The sequence below is a fragment of the Nocardioides sp. Z50_6 genome (assembly GCF_058215755.1).
In genome coordinates, this window is record NZ_JBZAJB010000002.1 from 255,545 (window position 1) to 272,328 (window position 16,784).

Annotated in this window: 16 protein-coding genes and 1 tRNA gene; 11 read left to right on the forward strand and 6 right to left on the reverse strand. The window is 73.1% G+C overall.

Annotation, left to right across the window (positions count from 1 at the left end):
* On the reverse strand, positions 1–459 hold the full coding sequence (locus tag AC4BGE_RS05920; RefSeq protein WP_490570561.1) for a hypothetical protein: 459 nt from the start codon (positions 457–459) through the stop codon (positions 1–3).
* Between the two features lie 141 nt (positions 460–600).
* Here AC4BGE_RS05920 and AC4BGE_RS05925 point away from each other — a divergent pair, with 141 nt between their 5' ends.
* The 5 genes from AC4BGE_RS05925 to AC4BGE_RS05945 are packed head-to-tail and all read left to right on the forward strand — an operon-like array spanning position 601 to position 6,262.
* Positions 601–1,371 (forward strand): ABC transporter ATP-binding protein, encoded by a 771-nt coding sequence (locus AC4BGE_RS05925; RefSeq protein WP_490574659.1) that lies wholly within the window; start codon positions 601–603, stop codon positions 1,369–1,371.
* Complete coding sequence (locus AC4BGE_RS05930) at positions 1,368–3,806, forward strand: ABC transporter permease (RefSeq protein WP_490574660.1); 2,439 nt, start codon at positions 1,368–1,370, stop codon at positions 3,804–3,806. Before AC4BGE_RS05925 ends, AC4BGE_RS05930 begins: the two co-directional genes overlap by 4 nt.
* A 50-nt stretch (positions 3,807–3,856) precedes the next feature.
* Positions 3,857–4,357 carry a mycothiol transferase gene (locus AC4BGE_RS05935; RefSeq protein ID WP_490574661.1) on the forward strand — a complete coding sequence of 167 codons (501 nt, stop codon included), beginning with the start codon at positions 3,857–3,859 and terminating at the stop codon, positions 4,355–4,357.
* A gap of 9 nt (positions 4,358–4,366) precedes the next feature.
* On the forward strand, positions 4,367–4,864 hold the full coding sequence (gene ybaK, locus AC4BGE_RS05940) for a Cys-tRNA(Pro) deacylase (RefSeq protein WP_490574662.1): 498 nt from the start codon (positions 4,367–4,369) through the stop codon (positions 4,862–4,864).
* Between the two features lie 45 nt (positions 4,865–4,909).
* Positions 4,910–6,262, forward strand: coding sequence for an MFS transporter (locus AC4BGE_RS05945; protein WP_490574663.1), 1,353 nt, complete (start codon positions 4,910–4,912; stop codon positions 6,260–6,262).
* Between the two features lie 4 nt (positions 6,263–6,266).
* Here the strand turns inward: AC4BGE_RS05945 and AC4BGE_RS05950 are convergent, their stop codons facing one another.
* The 3 genes from AC4BGE_RS05950 to AC4BGE_RS05960 all read right to left on the reverse strand — a co-directional run bounded on the left by AC4BGE_RS05950 (position 6,267) and on the right by AC4BGE_RS05960 (position 8,824).
* Positions 6,267–7,223, reverse strand: coding sequence for a hypothetical protein (locus AC4BGE_RS05950; RefSeq protein ID WP_490574664.1), 957 nt, complete (start codon positions 7,221–7,223; stop codon positions 6,267–6,269).
* Positions 7,224–7,400: 177 nt separating this feature from the next.
* On the reverse strand, positions 7,401–8,042 hold the full coding sequence (locus AC4BGE_RS05955) for a CoA transferase subunit B (RefSeq protein WP_490574665.1): 642 nt from the start codon (positions 8,040–8,042) through the stop codon (positions 7,401–7,403).
* Positions 8,042–8,824, reverse strand: a complete 783-nt coding sequence (locus tag AC4BGE_RS05960; protein WP_490570573.1) for a CoA transferase subunit A — start codon at positions 8,822–8,824, stop codon at positions 8,042–8,044. Before AC4BGE_RS05960 ends, AC4BGE_RS05955 begins: the two co-directional genes overlap by 1 nt.
* Before the next feature lie 129 nt (positions 8,825–8,953).
* Between AC4BGE_RS05960 and AC4BGE_RS05965 the strand changes: the two genes are divergently transcribed.
* From AC4BGE_RS05965 to bagB, 3 genes are all read left to right on the forward strand, one after another.
* The gene (locus AC4BGE_RS05965; protein WP_490574666.1) at positions 8,954–9,736 is read left to right on the forward strand and encodes an IclR family transcriptional regulator; all 783 of its coding nucleotides are present in this window, start codon (positions 8,954–8,956) and stop codon (positions 9,734–9,736) included.
* 213 nt (positions 9,737–9,949) lie between these two features.
* Positions 9,950–10,993 carry an ATPase BagA gene (bagA, locus tag AC4BGE_RS05970; protein ID WP_490574667.1) on the forward strand — a complete coding sequence of 348 codons (1,044 nt, stop codon included), beginning with the start codon at positions 9,950–9,952 and terminating at the stop codon, positions 10,991–10,993.
* Positions 10,990–12,162 (forward strand): ATPase BagB, encoded by a 1,173-nt coding sequence (gene bagB, locus AC4BGE_RS05975; protein WP_490570576.1) that lies wholly within the window; start codon positions 10,990–10,992, stop codon positions 12,160–12,162. The genes bagA and bagB overlap by 4 nt, the downstream gene beginning before the upstream one ends.
* Before the next feature lie 9 nt (positions 12,163–12,171).
* On the opposite strand, the gene AC4BGE_RS05980 is transcribed toward bagB, so the two are convergent.
* On the reverse strand, positions 12,172–12,477 hold the full coding sequence (locus AC4BGE_RS05980; RefSeq protein WP_490570577.1) for a WhiB family transcriptional regulator: 306 nt from the start codon (positions 12,475–12,477) through the stop codon (positions 12,172–12,174).
* 243 nt (positions 12,478–12,720) lie between these two features.
* Here AC4BGE_RS05980 and AC4BGE_RS05985 point away from each other — a divergent pair, with 243 nt between their 5' ends.
* Positions 12,721–15,078, forward strand: coding sequence for a transglycosylase domain-containing protein (locus tag AC4BGE_RS05985; protein ID WP_490574668.1), 2,358 nt, complete (start codon positions 12,721–12,723; stop codon positions 15,076–15,078).
* Positions 15,079–15,084: 6 nt separating this feature from the next.
* Here the strand turns inward: AC4BGE_RS05985 and AC4BGE_RS05990 are convergent, their stop codons facing one another.
* Positions 15,085–15,543 carry a GatB/YqeY domain-containing protein gene (locus AC4BGE_RS05990; protein ID WP_490570579.1) on the reverse strand — a complete coding sequence of 153 codons (459 nt, stop codon included), beginning with the start codon at positions 15,541–15,543 and terminating at the stop codon, positions 15,085–15,087.
* Positions 15,544–15,569: 26 nt separating this feature from the next.
* Here AC4BGE_RS05990 and AC4BGE_RS05995 point away from each other — a divergent pair, with 26 nt between their 5' ends.
* On the forward strand, positions 15,570–16,493 hold the full coding sequence (locus AC4BGE_RS05995; RefSeq protein ID WP_490574669.1) for a metallophosphoesterase: 924 nt from the start codon (positions 15,570–15,572) through the stop codon (positions 16,491–16,493).
* 98 nt (positions 16,494–16,591) lie between these two features.
* A tRNA-Pro gene (locus tag AC4BGE_RS06000) sits at positions 16,592–16,665 on the forward strand.
* The last annotated feature ends 119 nt before the right edge of the window (positions 16,666–16,784 follow it).

A 16,784-nucleotide genomic window follows, 5' to 3' on the forward strand; every position in this document is an offset into this window, starting at 1 on the left:
TCAGGCGCTGCGGTCGCCCTCGGCCGGGTCCGGCGTGACGTCGACCATCTCGTCGGCGTCGACCGCGGCCTTCTTCTCGGCCTCCCGGCGCTCTCCCCACTTCTCCAGCGCGGTCATACCCAGGGTGGCCGCGGTGCCGGCCACGGCGAGCACCACGCGGGGCCGCTTCACCCCGCGCCGGGCCAGCCAGTCGACCGAGGCGGCGTCCAGCCTCTCGGCGCCGCCGAAGGTCCCGTAGACCACCGCGGCGATCCCGCCGGCGATCGCGGCGCGGGCCGGCGGCGGGAGCAGCACGTCCTCCTCCATCTGCCCCGTGGCGACGTAGCCGCCCACGGCGACGAGGGCGGTGGCACCGAGCCGGTAGCCGCGGCGCATCCGCGGGGGGAGGCGACGGGGGTCGATCAGCGTGGCCGCCCCGGTGGCAGCGGCGGTGAGGACGTCCTGACGGCTCAGCAGCATGGCCTGAGGTTACCGGGGCCGGACCAGCGCCTCCGTCCTCCCCAGGTCGTACGCCGCACCGGCGCCTCCGCCCCTCGTCGTACCCCGCGTTCGCCCCGCGGGCCGACGGAACGCGGCCGGATCCACGGCAGCCTGGACACCATGACCACCACTGAGCACTCCGACCTCGCCGGACCGGCGCGGACCCAGCTGGCCGCGACCGCCCGCGGGCTGACCAAGACCTACGGCCAGGCCGACCACGTCGTGCACGCCCTGCGCGGTGTCGACCTCGACCTCCCCGCCGGGCGGTTCACCGCGATCATGGGGCCCTCGGGCTCCGGCAAGTCGACCCTGATGCACTGCCTGGCCGGCCTCGACGCCGCGACCAGCGGCACCGTCTCGGTCGCCGGCCGCGAGCTGGCCGGGATGGACGACACCGAGCTGACCCTCTTCCGCCGCGAGCACATCGGCTTCGTCTTCCAGGCCTTCAACCTGCTGCCGATGCTCACCGCCGGCCAGAACATCCTGCTGCCGCTCGAGCTCGCCGGCCGCCCGGTCGACCGGGAGCGCTACGACGCGGTGGTCGGCGTCCTCGGCCTGGCCGACCGGCTCAGCCACCTGCCCAGCCAGCTCTCCGGCGGGCAGCAGCAGCGGGTGGCGATCGCCCGGGCCCTGGTGACCCAGCCCGACATCGTCTTCGCCGACGAGCCCACCGGCAACCTCGACAGCGAGGCCAGCGCGGAGGTGCTGGGCCACCTGCGCCGGTCGGTGCGCGAGCTGGGGATGACCGTGGTGATGGTGACCCACGAGCTCGACGCCGCGGCGTACGCCGACGACGTCGTGGTCATCCACGACGGCGCGATCAGCGCCCACCTGGTCGACCCCGGCCAGGATGAGCTCGTCACCGCGCTGCGCCGCAAGGTCCGGCGGTGAGCCGCCGCAGGGCCACGGGCATGCGGACCGTGCTGCTGGCCTCGCTGCGCCACCACACCCGCCGGTACGTCGCCTCCGCCGTGGCGGTGGTGATCGGCGTCACCTTCATCATGGTCACCAACGGGGTCTCCAGCGCGATGCGCGAGGGCCTGACCGCCGACGTCGGGGCACCCTTCGAGAACGTCGAGGTGGTCCTCGGCTACGTGGGCAACGAGGACACCGCCAGGTTGATGAGCCACGCCGCCGAGCGGGGCATCCCGGCTGCCACCCACGGCTATGCGACGGAGCGGGTCACCCGCGACGGGGTGATCCTGGGCGACGACGTCCAGATCTCCGAGGCGCCGCTCGAGGAGAGCCTGCAGTGGCTCGACCTCAAGGCCGGCCGGCAGCCGGCCGCCCCCGGCGAGGCGGTGGCGGACCACAACGCCGCGAAGCAGGAGGGCCTGACGGTCGGCGACACGCTGGTCGTCGGGTCGGGGCGCGACACCGTCGAGATCGAGGTGGTCGGACTGGTCGACACCCCGGCCATGACCAGCGCCGCGCTCTACCTCCCGTGGGCCGACCTGAGCCGGTTCGACGAGTCGCTGTGGGTCGACGCGATCGCCTGGGGCGGCACCGCCGAGGAGGCCCAGCGCGTCGCCAGGGACGTGGAGGTGTGGAGCACCCCCGACTACGTGGCCCAGCGACAGGCCGAGATCGTCCGCGGCGTCGACTACCTGGCGATCATGGCGCTGCTCTTCGTCGCGATCGCCCTCTTCGTGGCGGTGATGGTGATCGCCAACACCTTCTCCATCCTCTTCGCCCAGCGGATGCGCGACTTCGCCCTGCTCCGCTGCGTCGGGGTGACCCGCCGCCAGCTGCGCCGCTCGATCCGGCTGGAGGCGCTGGCCCTCGGGCTGGTCTCCTCCGCGGGCGGGGTGCTGCTCGGCATGCTGGCCGGGACCGGCGTGGTGGCGCTGATCGGCCGCTGGTTCCCGGCGATCGGCTCCCCGTCCTTCGGGCCCGGCTGGGTGGTCGGCTCGGTGGTGGTCGGCACCCTGGTCACGGTGGCCGCGGCCTGGCTGCCCACCCGGGCCGCCACCCGGGTCGCCCCGCTCGCCGCGCTCCGCCCCGACACCGGGGTCGAGGTCGCCTCGCGGGCCGGCCTGGTGCGCCTGGGGATGGCGGCGCTCGCGCTGGTCGGCGGCACCGCACTGCTCGCCGTCGCGGTGGCCCAGCACGAGCTGGTCCCGATGTTCGCCGGCGGCACAGTGACCTTCCTCGGTGTGCTGCTGCTGGGGCCGGTGCTGGTGCCCGCGCTGATCCGGCTGACCGGCCGGCTGATGGGCGACGGGCCGGTGCGCCGGCTCGCCACCGGCAACGCGGTGCGCAACCCGCGGCGCACGGCGACCACGGCCGCCTCCTTGCTGGTCGGGGTCACCCTGACCACCGCGGTGCTCACCGGGCTGCACAGCTCGCGGGCGATCGTCGACGAGGAGATGGACCTGTCCAACCCAGTGGACGCGGTGCTCACCGCCGTCGACCAGCCGCTGGCGGACGACACCGCGACCCGCGCCGCGGCCCTCGAGGGAGTGCGGGAGGCGGTCCTCCTACCCGGCACCACCGCCGAGGTGGTCGGCGCCGGGGAGGTCTCGCTGGTCGCGGTGGGCGACGCCGCGGTGGCGCGCGACCCGTCGAGGCTGACCCCGGACGACGGGGTGGTCTACCTGCCCTTCGACGTGCTCAACACCCTCGACCCGCGGGGCACGAAGCAGCGGGCGGAGGACGGCACGGTGACCGTCCGGGTCGGGGACCGCGAGCTCGACCTCCAGGTGGAGGGCGGCAGCGGTTGGGGGCCGGCCGGCCTGGTCTCGGACGCCACCTTGTCGGAGCTCGCGCCCGAGCAGGCGCCCTCGGCACTGTGGGTCCGGGCCGAGGACGGGGCCGACCCCGAGGACCTGCGGGGCGACCTCGCGCTGCTCGCCTCGACCACCGGCGCCGACCTGCTCGACAGCCACTCCGAACGGGTCTGGGTCGGCCAGCAGATCGACGTGCTCACCGGTGCGGTGGTCGGCCTGCTCGGGATCGCGGTGGTGATCGCCCTGGTCGGCATCGCCAACACCCTCGGGCTCTCGGTGCTCGAGCGCGGCCGGGAGAACGCGCTGCTGCGGGCCATGGGCCTCACCCGCGCCCAGCTGCGCCGGGCGATGGCCGTCGAGGGACTCCTGCTCTCGCTGGTCGCCACCGTGCTGGGCACCGCGATCGGCCTGACCTTCGCCTGGGTCGCGGTCCAGGTGATGGTCGGTCAGGTGGCCGACGAGATCGGCTTCGCCGTCCCGGCGTTCCAGCTGGCCGCGGTGGTCGCGGTGGCGGCGCTGGCGGGACTCGCCGCCTGTGTGCTGCCGGCCAGGCGAGCCAGCCGGGTCGCGCCGGCGGCCGGGCTCGCGCTGGAGTAGCAGGGAGCAGTGGGTGACGCGGGGACGGGGGCGGGTCTAGCGTGCAGAGCATGTGGACCGCCCTCGTCACCGACCTCTTCGGCCGCACGCACGAGTCGTGGCACAGCCACCTCTCCGGTCTCTCCCCCGAGACGCTGGTGGCCCGTCCCGCGCCCGAGGCCAACCCGGTCGGGTGGATCGCCTGGCACGCGCTGCGGGTGCAGGACGACCACCTGGCCGCTCTCGTCTCCAGGCCCCAGGTGTGGCACGAGGGCTGGGTGGACCGGTTCGGCCTCCCCTACGACCGCGACGCCCACGGCTACGGGCAGAGCACCGCGGAGGTGGGGCAGTTCCGGGCGGACGCCGAGCAGCTGCTGGGCTACGCGGACGCCGTGCACGCCCGCACCCTGGAGATCGTGGAGCAGCTCGCCGGCGACGACCTGGAGCGGGTCGTGGACGACTCCTGGGACCCGCCCGTCACCCTCGGCGTCCGCCTGGTCAGCGTGGTCAACGACGTCACCCAGCACGTCGGCCAGGTCGGCTACGCGCTCGGGATGCTCGAGGAGCCTTAACCTCTGCCCATGGCGAAGAAGGCCGGCGGCGGCACCCCGGCGACCGACGTGCTCGACGCGGCGGGGGTGGCGCACGCGCTGCACCCCTACACCCACGACCCGCGCGCGGCGTCCTACGGGATGGAGGCGGCCGAGGCCTTGGGGGTGGACCCACAGCGCGTCTTCAAGACCCTGCTGGTCGACGTGACGACCGCCCGCGGCACCGAGCTGGCGGTGGGCGTCGTCCCGGTCTCCACCAAGCTCGACCTCAAGGCGATCGCCGCCGCGCTGGGCGGCAAGAAGGCGACGATGGCGGACCCGGCCGTCGCGTCCCGGACGACCGGCTACGTGGTGGGCGGCATCTCCCCGCTGGGCCAGCGCACCCTGCTGCCGACGGTGGTCGACGAGAGCGCGATCCTGCACGAGACGATCCTGGTCTCCGCCGGCAAGCGCGGCCTCGACGTCGAGCTCGCGCCCGACGACCTGGTCGCGCTGCTGGGGGCCTCGTACGCCGCGATCGCCCGCTGATCGCCCGCTGAGAGGCAGCGCCCCGGCACCGCCTACCCTCCACGGGTGAGCACCACCCCGACCCCGGACACCGGCGGCATCCTCTCCCCGGCGTACGTCGCCACCACCGTCGCGGCGTTCGGCCTGATCGCGATCGTCGCCTTCGAGTCGCTGGCGGTCACCACGGTGATGCCGGAGGTGGCCGAGCGGCTGGACGGCGTCGGGCTTTACGCCCTGGCCTTCGCCTCCCCGCTGGCGAGCAGCGTCATCGGCATGGTCGCGGCGGGCATGTGGAGCGACCGCCGGGGGCCGACCGTGCCGCTGGTGGCCGCCCTGCTCGCCCTCTCGGCCGGGCTGGTGGTCTGCGGGACCGCGCCGACCATGGAGGTGCTGGTCGCCGGCCGGGTGCTGCAGGGTCTCGGCGGGGGTGCCGCGACGGTGGTGCTCTACGTGATGGTCGGGGTGCTCTACCCACCGCGGCTCCAGCCGGCGATCTTCGCGAGCTTCGCCGCCGCGTGGGTGCTGCCGGCCCTCTTCGGCCCCTACCTGGCGGCGCTGGTCGCCGACGCGTTCGGCTGGCGCTGGGTCTTCCTCGGCGTGGTGGCCCTGATCCTGCTGGCGCTGGTGGTGCTCCTGCCCACGCTGCGCACCGCGCCGGCGGGCAACGAGCACGCCGACCGGGTCCCCCTCTCCCGACTGGCCTGGGCCGTCGTGGCCGCGGTGGCCGCGCTCGGGGTGAAGCTGCTCGACTCCTCCCTCCCGCTGGCCGCGGGCTGCCTGCTCGTGGTGGTGCTGGCGCTGGGGCGGCTGCTCCCGACCGGGACGCTGCGCCTGGCCCGCGGGCTGCCCGCGGTGATCGCCACCCGCGGCCTGATGAGCGCCGGGTTCTTCTGCGCCGAGGCCTACATCGTCTTCGTGCTCAAGGAGCGCTGGGGCATCGCCGCGGCCACCGCCGGCCTGGCGCTCACCGGGGTCGGCGTGGTGTGGGCGGCCGCCAGCCAGGTGCAGTCGCGGCTGCCGAAGGTCTCGCACACCCGCGCCCTGGTGATCGGCACCTCGGGGGTGCTGCTCGGCGTCAGCCTGGTCACGGTGGTGATCCAGCTCGAGGCCCCGGCGCCGCTGGCGATGCTCGCCTACGTCTTCGCCGGCGCCGGCATGGGCTTCGGCTTCCCCCGGCTGGGCGTGGCGATGCTGCAGCACTCCACCGACCGCGACCGGGGCGCCAACTCCTCGGCCCTGGCGGTCTCGGACTCGCTCGGGGCGGCGCTCGCGCTCTCGGTCACCGGCGTGGTCTTCACCCGCACCGACGGGTCGGCGCTGGACCCCTTCGTCGCGGTCTACCTGGTGGGGATCCTCTGCGCGGTGGGCGCGGTGGTGGCCGCCTCCCGGACCGCCTCCCCCGGCGCCGTACGCCGCTGACGGCTCAGGAGGTGCGCCGGCACTCCGCCCCGGAGCAGGCCACCACGAAGCTGCGCCCGTCCTCGTCGTCGATGCCGAGCAGCACCCGCCCGTCGGTGTCCCACTCGGCGTACTGGAGCGCGTCGGGGTAGCGCACCCCGTAGCGGACCACCCGCTCGCCGCGCACGGTGCGCACCCTCGCGGACGATCCGCCGTTGCCCATCGTGAGCACCGACCGGCCGTCCGCCGAGAAAGCCTCCACCGACTCACCGCAGGTGCGCCACAGCGTCTTCCCGGAGCCGATCCTGGCGATGACCGTGCAGCCGCCGTTGTACTGGTCGGCGTCGTCGGTGTGGCGCGCGTACAGGCCCCGCTCGAGGTTGGCGGCGTACGCGCTCTGGCCGCTGAGCCGCTTGATCCGGCCGGTCCGGTGGTTCCACAGGTGGGTCCCCCCGCTGGCCCCGCCGACGCCCCCGAGCAGCACACGCTGTTCGTCGACGCCGATCGCCCAGACCCCCTCGTTCACCGTGCGGCTCGCCTGCAGCCGGCCGGTGCGCGCCTCCCGCACCCGCACCTCGGTGCGGAAGCGGACCAGCCGGCTGGTGGCCAGGAGGGTGCCGTCGGCGGAGAGCTGCGAGCCGTCGACGTCGCTGGCGAGCGTCCGGAGCCGCCCGTCGCGGGTGACCCGCAGGACGTCGACGAGGTTGTTGCGCTTGTACTCCTCCACGACGTACGCCCGCCCCGTGCGGCCGACGATCCAGACGTCGGCCGGGACCGGGATCCGCACGTCGCCGTCGACCAGGGTGCGCCGGTCTTCCAGGTGCGGCCCGGCGATCGGGTCACCGAGCGGCAGTGCCCCGACCGGCGGGACCACCACGAGGGGCTCCGGCGGCGGTGCCGCCGCAGGGACCGGGGCGGCCAGCGCGCCGGCGAGCAGCGCGGGCGAGGCGAGCAGGGCGACGGCACGCAGGAGTCGGCTCATGCCTTGCACGCTAGGCCAGGACGAGGGGCTCCGTCTTCCCCCCTTCTCGCCGCAGGCGGTGCCGAGCCGCGTCCCGGGACGGGACTGGAGGGTCTCCGGCACAGGGTGGAGGCGATGGACGGGTCGATGAGCATCGGCCGAGGGACACACCAACCAGGCGATCGCGGGGCGGTGCGGTCAGACGAGGATCTCGGGCTCCGTCCTCTCCCGCACCTCGTCCTCGGTGACCCCCGGCGCCAGCTCGACGAGCCGCAGGCCCTCGGGCGTGACGTCGAGGACGCAGAGGTCGGTGATGATCCGCTGCACCACGCCGCGGCCGGTGTAGGGCAGCGAGCACTCCCGCACGATCTTGTAGGAGCCGTCGCGGGCCACGTGCTCCATCAGCACGATCACCCGCTTGGCGCCGTGCACGAGGTCCATCGCGCCGCCCATCCCCTTGACCATCTTGCCGGGGATCATCCAGTTGGCGATGTCGCCGGCGGCCGAGACCTGCATGGCGCCGAGGATCGCGGCGTCGATCTTGCCGCCGCGGATCATCCCGAAGGAGGTCGCGGAGTCGAAGAACGACGCCCCGCGGCGCACGGTGACGGTCTCCTTGCCGGCGTTGATGAGGTCGGCGTCCTCCTCCCCCTCGACCGGGTAGGCGCCGACGCCGAGGATGCCGTTCTCCGACTGGAGCACCAGCTCGACGTCGTCGGCGACGTAGTTGGGGACCAGGGTCGGCAGCCCGATGCCCAGGTTGACGTAGGAGCCGTCGGTCAGCTCCGAGGCCGCGCGGGCGGCCATCTGCTCACGGGTCCAGCCGGTCGGCTCGGTCATCAGGCGTCCTCTCCGGCCGGACGCACGGTCCGCTTCTCGATCCGCTTCTCCGCGGCCTGCTCCGGGGTCAGCGCGACGACGCGCTGCACGTAGACCCCCGGGGTGTGCACGTCGTTGGGGTCCAGCTCGCCGGGCTCGACCAGGTGCTCGACCTCGGCGATCGTCACCCGGCCGCACATCGCGGCGAGCGGGTTGAAGTTGCGTGCGGAGTCGCGGTAGACGAGGTTGCCGTGCCGGTCGCCCTTCCAGGCGCGGACCAGGCCGAAGTCCGCGACGATCGCCTCCTCGAGCACGTAGTCGCGGCGCTCGCCGTAGAGCTCGAACTCCCGGGTCTCCTTGGGTGGGGAGGCGACCACCACGTTGCCGGAGTCGTCGTAGCGCCAGGGCAGTCCGCCCTCGGCGACCTGGGTGCCGCCGCCGGTGGCGGTGAAGAACGCCGGGATCCCGGAGCCGCCGGCCCGCATCCGCTCGGCCAGCGTGCCCTGCGGGGTCAGCTCGACCTCGAGCTCCCCGGAGAGGTACTGCCGGGCGAACTCCTTGTTCTCCCCCACGTAGGACGACACCATCCGCCGCAGCCGCTTCTGCGCGAGCAGCAGGCCCAGGCCCCAGTCGTCGACGCCGCAGTTGTTGGAGACCGCCTCGAGGTCGTCGACCCCGGAGGCCAGCAGCGCCTCGATCAGCACCGAGGGGATCCCGCAGAGCCCGAACCCGCCGACGGCGAGGGTGGCTCCGCTCGCGATGTCCGCCACCGCCTCCGCGGCGCTGGCCACGACCTTGTCCATCGACTCCTCCTCGTTCGGTGCAACTGTGTGGCGATTCAATGCCCGGCTTCGCGCGGCGTCAACGCCCGACCACCCTGCTGACGCGAATCTCTCGCTGAGCGGACCCTGGTCCGCGGTAGCGTTCATTGAGTGGACACCCCCGCATCCCCGCTCCGGGACACCCCGGTCGACGTGGTCGGCCGTGCCGCCGCACTGCTCAAGGCCGTCTCGGTGCACGAGCCGCACGGCACCGGGACCTCGGAGCTGGCCCGCGCCACCGGCCTGGCCCGCCCCACCGCCCACCGGCTGCTGGTCTCGCTGGCCGACCAGGGGCTGACCGAGCGCGACCCCGCCTCGGGGCGGTGGGTGCTCGGACCCGAGCTCTACCTGCTGGGCGTCGCCGCCGCCGAGCGGTACGACGTGACCGCGCTCGCGCAGCCCGTCGTCCGGCGGCTCAGCGTGGCGACCGGCGAGAGCGCCTTCTTCTCCGTGCGCCGGGGCGACGAGACGGTCTGCCTGCTCCGCGAGGACGGCAGCTTCCCGATCCGCTCCCACGTGCTCCACGAGGGGATCCGGTTCCCGCTCGGGGTCGCCTCGGCCGGCCTGGCGATCCTCGCCCACCTGCCCGACCCCGACGTCGACGACTACCTGCGCCGCGCCGATCTGGTCACGGCGTACGGCGAGGCGCACGCGCCCGCCCGGGTGCGCGAGCGGATCACCCGCACCCGCGCCGACGGCTGGGCGGTCAACCCGGGCCTCCTCGTCGAGGGCAGCTGGGGCATGGGGGCGGCCGTCTTCGACACCCAGGACCGCCCGGCGTGGGCGCTCAGCCTGACCGGGATCGAGCAGCGCTTCGCCACGGCCCGGCAGCGTGAGCTGGGCGCCCTGCTGCTGGAGGAGGCCCACGCGCTGACCCGCAGGATGCGCCGCTAGAAAGCAGGCCCGGGCCGAGCGTCCACGGGTGCGGCACTCGGCGACCCCGCTCCGGCGGCTTCCCCCGCGAGCCGCCGGAGCGTGGGTCCCTGGTGCTGCAGCCGATGATCGTAAGGAGGCCGCCGGGGACATTCGGGCGGTTTTCGCAACTTGCACATCCGTACGCCCTTCTCCGGACGACCCGGACAACCTGCGCCTGCCTATCCTGCTGGGGTGAGCGACGAGAGCGCACCCACCCAGGCGTCCGGGACCGACTGGTCCGGCGTCGACCTGCACGTCGTGACGGGGAAGGGGGGCACCGGGAAGTCCACCGTGGCCGCAGCCCTCGCCCTGGCGCTGGCCTCGTCGGGACGCAACGTCCTGCTCTGCGAGGTGGAGGGACGCCAGGGCATCGCCCGGATGTTCGACGTCGACCCCCTGCCCTACGCCGAGACCCGGGTCGCCCGCGGTCTGGCCGACAGCAAGGGCCGGGCGGGGGTGGTCCACGCGCTCCACATCGACGCCGAGTCGGCGCTGCTGGAGTACCTGGCGATGTACTACAAGCTGGGCCGGGCCGGGAAGGCGCTGGACCGCTTCGGGGTGATCGAGTTCGCCACCACCATCGCGCCGGGGGTGCGCGACGTGCTGCTGACCGGCAAGGTCTACGAGGCCGTGCAGCGCAACGCCCGCAGCAAGGGCGCGGTCACCTACGACGCCGTGGTGCTGGACGCCCCGCCGACCGGCCGGATCACCCAGTTCCTCAACGTCAACGGCGAGCTCGCCGGACTGGCCAAGGTGGGGCCCATCAAGAGCCAGGCCGACACCGTGATGACCCTCTTCCGCTCCCCACGCACGGCGGTCCACCTCGTCACCCTGCTGGAGGAGATGCCCGTGCAGGAGACCGCCGACGGGATCGCCGAGCTCAGGCGGGCCGACCTGCCGGTCGGCGGGGTGGTGGTCAACCTGGTCCGGCCCCGCGACCTCGACGAGGAGGCGCTGTCCTCCGCCGCCCGCGGCACCCTGGACACCGACCGGATCCGCGACGACCTCGTGGCGGCCGGCGTCGAGGCCGACGACGACCTCCCGGCGCTGGTCGAGGAGCTCGTCGAGGAGGGCCGCGAGCACGCGGAGCGTCGCGACCTGGAGGAGAGCCAGCGCGCCCTGGTCGTCGAGCTGGGCCGCCCGACCTACGACCTGCCCCTGCTGGCGGGCGGGGTGGACCTGGGCGGGCTGTACGAGCTCGCCGCCTGCCTCAAGGAACAGGGGATGGGACGATGAGCGAGCGACGCACCCGGGTGGGCCCGCTGGCCTCCCACCCCACACAGGCACCGGTCCTCGACGTCGACACCCTGCTCGACGACCCCGGCATCGGGATCCTGGTCTGCTGCGGGTCCGGCGGGGTCGGCAAGACGACCACCTCGGCGGCGCTGGCGCTGCGGGCGGCCGAGCGGGGGCGCAAGGTCGTGGTGCTGACCATCGACCCGGCGCGTCGGCTGGCCCAGGCGATGGGGGTGGAGAAGCTCGACAACACCCCGCGACCGGTGCCGACCGTGCGGGGCAGCGGCTCGCTCGACGCGATGATGCTCGACATGAAGCGCACCTTCGACGAGGTGGTGAGCAGCCAGGCCACCCCGGAGAAGGCTCGGCAGATCCTGGAGAACCCGTTCTACGTCGCGCTGTCCAGCTCGTTCGCCGGCACCCAGGAATACATGGCGATGGAGAAGCTCGGCCAGATCTACCGCAAGGCCGAGGCCGACGGGTCCTACGACCTGATCGTGGTCGACACCCCGCCCTCGCGCTCCGCGCTGGACTTCCTCGACGCGCCTGAGCGGCTCTCCAGCTTCCTCGACGGACGCTTCATCCGGCTGCTCACCGCCCCGGCCCGGGGGCCGGCCCGCCTGATGTCGGCGGGCGTCGGGGTGATGACCGGCGCGCTGACCAAGATCCTCGGCACCCAGGTGCTGCGGGACATGCAGATCTTCGTCGCGGCCTTCGACACGCTCTTCGGGGGCTTCCGCGCCCGCGCGGAGAAGACCTTCGCCCTGCTCCAGGACGACCGCACCGCGTTCCTGGTGGTGGCCGCCCCCGAGGAGGACGCGCTCCGCGAGGCCGCCTACTTCGTCGAGCGGCTCGCCGAGGAGGACATGCCGCTGGCCGGGCTCGTGGTCAACCGGGCCAGCCCGGCGACCAGCGGGACGCTCACGGCCGAGGAGGCCGGGGCCGCGGCCGACCGGCTGCGCCGCTCCGACCCGGGGTCGATCACCGCGGGCCTGCTGCGGCTGCACGCCGACCGGTTGTCGATGGTCGGCCGGGAGCGACGCCTGGTGACGCGCTTCGCCGCCGCCCACCCGCACGTGCCGGAGGTGGTGGTCAGGGCGCTGCCCACCGACGTGCACGACCTGGACGGCCTGCGCCGCATCGGCGGGCTGCTCGCCGGCGAGGAGTGAGGGCTGGGCTCAGACGTCGACGGAGGCGGTGAGCGGGGACGCCGTGCGGGTGTGCTCCTCGCGGGCGCTCTCCAAGACGTTGCGCCAGCTGGCACCGGGCCGCCGGCGGAGGAGGGCGCGGCGCTCACGCTCGGTCATGCCACCCCAGACGCCCCACTCGATCTGGTTGTCGAGCGCCTCCGCGAGGCACTCGGTGCGCACGGGGCAGCTGTTGCACAGCTGCTTGGCCTTGTTCTGCTCGGCACCCCGCACGAAGAGCTGGTCGGGGGCTGAATCCCGACATGCTGCCTTCGACGTCCAGTCCTCGACCCACATGATTTTCTCCCCAGATCCTCAATATGCGGGTGGACATCCCCATGAAGTCCACTCACGCTTTTGTGATCTGGTGTAAAGGTATGGACCAGCACCCCCTGTCAGCCAGACTCGTATGGCCCACTTTGAGTAGTCATCTCGGACTAGTCCCGGCGGGACCTGCGGCCACTCCGGGCCGACCCGCGCGCCCAACGACGGGTGGTCGTGGAGGTGGCCCCCACCCGACTCTCCCGTACATTGGGTGACATGTCTCAGCCTGCCCAGGGGTCCGCAGAGGGCAACCCGCGCACCGGTCGCATCCTCTCCCACCTCGGGGTGATGGCGGCGGTGGCCACCGTCGTCGGAGTCCTCGCCGCGGGGCTCGTGCTGCCGTTCGCGGCCGTGCTCGGCTCCGCCTCTGAAGACGTCTCCCGCGGCATCGACGAGCTGCCCGCCGAGCTGGAGGCCAAGCCGCTTGCCCAGAAGACCTCCGTCTACGACATCAACGGCAACCTGATCGCCTCGCTCTACGACCAGAACCGCATCAGCGTCGGGCTCGACCAGATCTCGCGCAACATGGTCGAGGCGATCGTCGCCATCGAGGACTACCGCTACTTCGAGCACGGCGCCCTGGACCTCAAGGGCACGCTCCGCGCCCTGGTCACCAACCAGGCCAGCGCCGGCGTGGTGCAGGGCGGCTCGTCCATCACCCAGCAGATGGTCAAGCTGACGCTGATCGACCAGGCCGAGAACGACGAGGAGGCGGACGCCGCCACCGACGAGACCTACGCGCGCAAGTTCAAGGAGCTCAGGTACGCGATCGCCTTCGAGCAGAACTACTCCAAGGAATGGATCCTCGAGCGCTACCTCAACATCGCCTACTTCGGCGACGGCGCCTACGGCATCCAGTCCGCCGCGCGGCACTTCTTCGACAAGAACGCCAAGCAGCTCAACCTCAAGCAGTCCGCGACGCTGGCCGGTCTGGTGAAGAACCCCACCGGCTACGACCCCACCAACTACCCCGAGCGCGCTCTCTCCCGGCGCAACGTCGTGCTCGACCGGATGGCCGAGCTCAACGTCATCCCCCGCGACAAGGCCGAGAAGCTCAAGGGCCAGAAGCTGGGCCTCAAGATCCAGCCGTCGGCCAACGGGTGCGTGAACTCCCCCGCCCCGTTCTACTGCGACTACGTCGTGAAGTACCTCCTCGCCGACCGCTCCCTGGGCAAGACCGAGGCCGACCGCGAGCGGCTCATCAAGTCCGGCGGGCTCACCATCCGCACCACCCTGGACCTGAGCTACCAGCAGGCGGCCGACGAGTCGGTGCGCAGCCACGTCTACCCCACCGACAACGCCATCGGCGGCCTGGCCATGGTCGAGCCCCGCACCGGCAACGTGAAGGCCCTGGCCCAGTCCCGCCCCATGGGCGCCAACCGGCAGGCCGGCCAGACCTACCTCAACTACGTGGTCCCCGAGGAGTACGGCGACTCCCGCGGCTTCCAGGCCGGCTCGACCTTCAAGGTCTTCGTCCTCGCCGCCGCCCTCAAGCAGGGCATGTCGCTGACCCAGACCTTCAACTCGCCCGAGTCGATGGTCTTCCGGCGCGAGGACTTCATCGACTGCGACGGCAAGCCCTACGACTACGGCCCGTGGCCGGTGAGCAACTCCACCACGTCCGGCACCAAGAACATGTACACCGGCACCCGGGAGTCGGTGAACACCTTCTACGTGCAGCTGATCCGGGAGACCGGGATCTGCGAGCCCTTCAACCTCGCCAAGCAGATGGGCATCCGGCTGACCAACCCCGAGGGCGACGAGAACGGCTTCGGCGCCGAGCGGGTCGCCTCGTTCACCCTGGGCATCCCCAGCACCAGCCCGCTGGAGATGGCCGAGGCCTACGCGACCTTCGCCGGCCGCGGGCTGCACTGCGACTCCCGGCCGGTCAGCGCCATCGAGGACGCCCAGGGCAACCTGCTCAAGGAGTACCCGGAGAAGTGCCAGCAGGTGCTGCCCGGTGCGGTGGCCGACGCGGTCAACGACGTGCTGCGCGGCGTGGTGGAGCCCGGCGGCTTCGGTGCCGCGATCGCCCCGCCGCAGCCGGCCGCCGGCAAGACCGGGACCATCAACGGCAACATGGCGGTCTGGTTCGTCGGCTACACCCCCAACCTCGCCACGGCCGCGATGATCGCCGGCGCCAACGACGTGGGCCACTGGGTCAGCCTCAACGGCCAGGTGGTGGGCGGCTCCTACATCTCCTCGGCCTCGGGCTCCGGCAACGCCGGTCCCATGTGGGGTGACGCGATGGGCACCGTCGCCGCCTCGCTGCCCGACGAGGACTTCCAGCGCCCCGACTCCACCCAGATCGCCGGGGTGCTCACCTCGGTGCCCGACGTGGTCGGGATGCCGGTCGCCGACGCCGAGGCCGCGCTGCGGGCGGCGGGCTTCAACCCGTCGCTGGGCGGCTACCTCAACTCCGAGATCCCCGACGGCTCGGTGGCCAAGACGACCCCCGAGAGCGGTGCCCAGCTGAGCGCCGGCGACACGGTCGTCTACCACCCCTCGACCGGCTTCGTCCCCGAGCCCAAGAAGAAGAAGGGCAAGGGGAAGGGCCGCCGAGGCCGGGGCTGAGCCGGCTCAGCCCAGCTGGCGCCGCACCTCCGCGGCGACGGCGCCCCCGTCGGCGCGACCCTTGGTCTGCGCCTGCACCCGGCCCATGACCTGTCCCATCGCCCGCATGCCCTGCTCGGCCGCGCCGGTCTCGGCGATCACGGAGGTGACCAGGTCGGCGATCTCCTGCTCGGTCAGCGGGGTCGGCAGGTAGTCGGCGAGCACCTCGGCCTCGGCCCGCTCCTTGGCCGCCTGCTCCGGGCGGTCGCCGTCCTCGAAGGCGGCCGCGGCCTCGCGCCGCTTCTTCGCCTCGCTGCTGAGCACGCCGATCACGTCGTCGTCGGAGAGCTCGCGGTGCTCCTTGCCGGCGACCTCGGCGTTGGTGATCGCGGTCAGCACCATCCGCAGCGTGGAGGAGCGCAGCTCGTCGCGGGCCTTGATCGCGGTGGTCAGGTCGGCGCGGAGGCGGTCCTTGAGAGTGCTCATGGGTCCAGTGTGGCAGCCTAGGTGCGGTGACCCCCAGCGAGATCCTGCCCCGCGCCGCCGGCCTCGCAGTGGCGGCCGGTGCCGGCCTCGCGGCGTACGCCGCCTGGGAGGCGCGTGCCTACACGCTCCGGGAGGTCGAGGTGACGGTGCTGCCGGCCGGCCACGCCCCGCTGCGGGTGCTGCACCTCTCCGACATCCACATGACCCCCGACCAGCGGCGCAAGCAGGAGTGGCTGGCCTCCCTGGCCGACCTGGCGCCCGACCTGGTGGTCAACACCGGCGACAACCTCGCGCACCAGCGCGCGGTGCCCGTCGTCCTCGACGCGCTGGGCGGTCTGCTGGAGGTGCCGGGCGCCTACGTGCTCGGCTCGAACGACTACTTCTCCCCCAGCCTGCGCAACCCCCTGCGCTACCTGCTCCCCGACGACGGGTCCCGCCACACCGACGTCCCCCAGCTGCCGTGGCCGGACCTGAAGTCGGCGTTCGACGCCTCGGGCTGGCTCGACCTCACCAACGCCTTCGGCGCCCTCGAGGTGAATGGCACCCGGATCGCGTTCGCCGGGGTCGACGACCCCCACCTGGGCTACGACGACCTGGACCGGGTCTCCGGGCCCGCCGACCCCCACGCCGACCTCCGGCTGGCGGTCTGCCACGCCCCCTACCTGCGGGTCCTCGACCAGTTCGCCGCCGACGGCTACGACGCGATCATCGCCGGCCACACCCACGGAGGGCAGGTCTGCCTGCCGGGCGGCCGGGCGCTGACCACCAACTGCGACCTGGAGCCGGAGCGGGCCCGAGGGCTCCACCGCCACCCGGCGGACTCGGTCGACGGCGACCCCGGCTCGTCCTGGCTGCACGTCTCCGCGGGGCTGGGCACCAGCCCCTACGTCCGCCTGCGGCTCGCCTGCCGTCCGGAGGCGACGCTGCTCACCCTGCTCCCCCGCGACTGAGCGCCCACGGCGCCCACCCGATTTCGGGGAGCCCCCGAGGCTCCGCTATGCTCGCGTTGCTCGTGAGCAGTCGTGCCTGGCACGGTGACGCCCACGATCGGGCTGTGGCGCAGCTTGGTAGCGCGCCTCGTTCGGGACGAGGAGGCCGCAGGTTCAAATCCTGTCAGCCCGACAGAGTTTTCCCGGCAGCAGGCTCCCGGATCCGTCAGGGTCCGGGGGCCTGCTGCATTTCCCGCCCGTTCCCCCGGGCGCGTTCTCCCGGCCCGCTCTGCCGCCACATGGTGGCGGAAC

Coding starts and splice junctions, on each gene's coding strand:
- ybaK (WP_490574662.1), top strand. CDS start 4,367: ATGGCGAAGAAGGCCGGCGGCGGCACCCCGGCGACCGACGTGCTCGAC.
- AC4BGE_RS05925 (WP_490574659.1), top strand. CDS start 601: ATGACCACCACTGAGCACTCCGACCTCGCCGGACCGGCGCGGACCCAG.
- AC4BGE_RS05960 (WP_490570573.1), bottom strand. CDS start 8,824: ATGGACAAGGTCGTGGCCAGCGCCGCGGAGGCGGTGGCGGACATCGCG.
- AC4BGE_RS05955 (WP_490574665.1), bottom strand. CDS start 8,042: ATGACCGAGCCGACCGGCTGGACCCGTGAGCAGATGGCCGCCCGCGCG.
- AC4BGE_RS05985 (WP_490574668.1), top strand. CDS start 12,721: ATGTCTCAGCCTGCCCAGGGGTCCGCAGAGGGCAACCCGCGCACCGGT.
- AC4BGE_RS05950 (WP_490574664.1), bottom strand. CDS start 7,223: ATGAGCCGACTCCTGCGTGCCGTCGCCCTGCTCGCCTCGCCCGCGCTG.
- AC4BGE_RS05920 (WP_490570561.1), bottom strand. CDS start 459: ATGCTGCTGAGCCGTCAGGACGTCCTCACCGCCGCTGCCACCGGGGCG.
- AC4BGE_RS05935 (WP_490574661.1), top strand. CDS start 3,857: ATGTGGACCGCCCTCGTCACCGACCTCTTCGGCCGCACGCACGAGTCG.
- AC4BGE_RS05980 (WP_490570577.1), bottom strand. CDS start 12,477: ATGTGGGTCGAGGACTGGACGTCGAAGGCAGCATGTCGGGATTCAGCC.
- AC4BGE_RS05990 (WP_490570579.1), bottom strand. CDS start 15,543: ATGAGCACTCTCAAGGACCGCCTCCGCGCCGACCTGACCACCGCGATC.
- bagB (WP_490570576.1), top strand. CDS start 10,990: ATGAGCGAGCGACGCACCCGGGTGGGCCCGCTGGCCTCCCACCCCACA.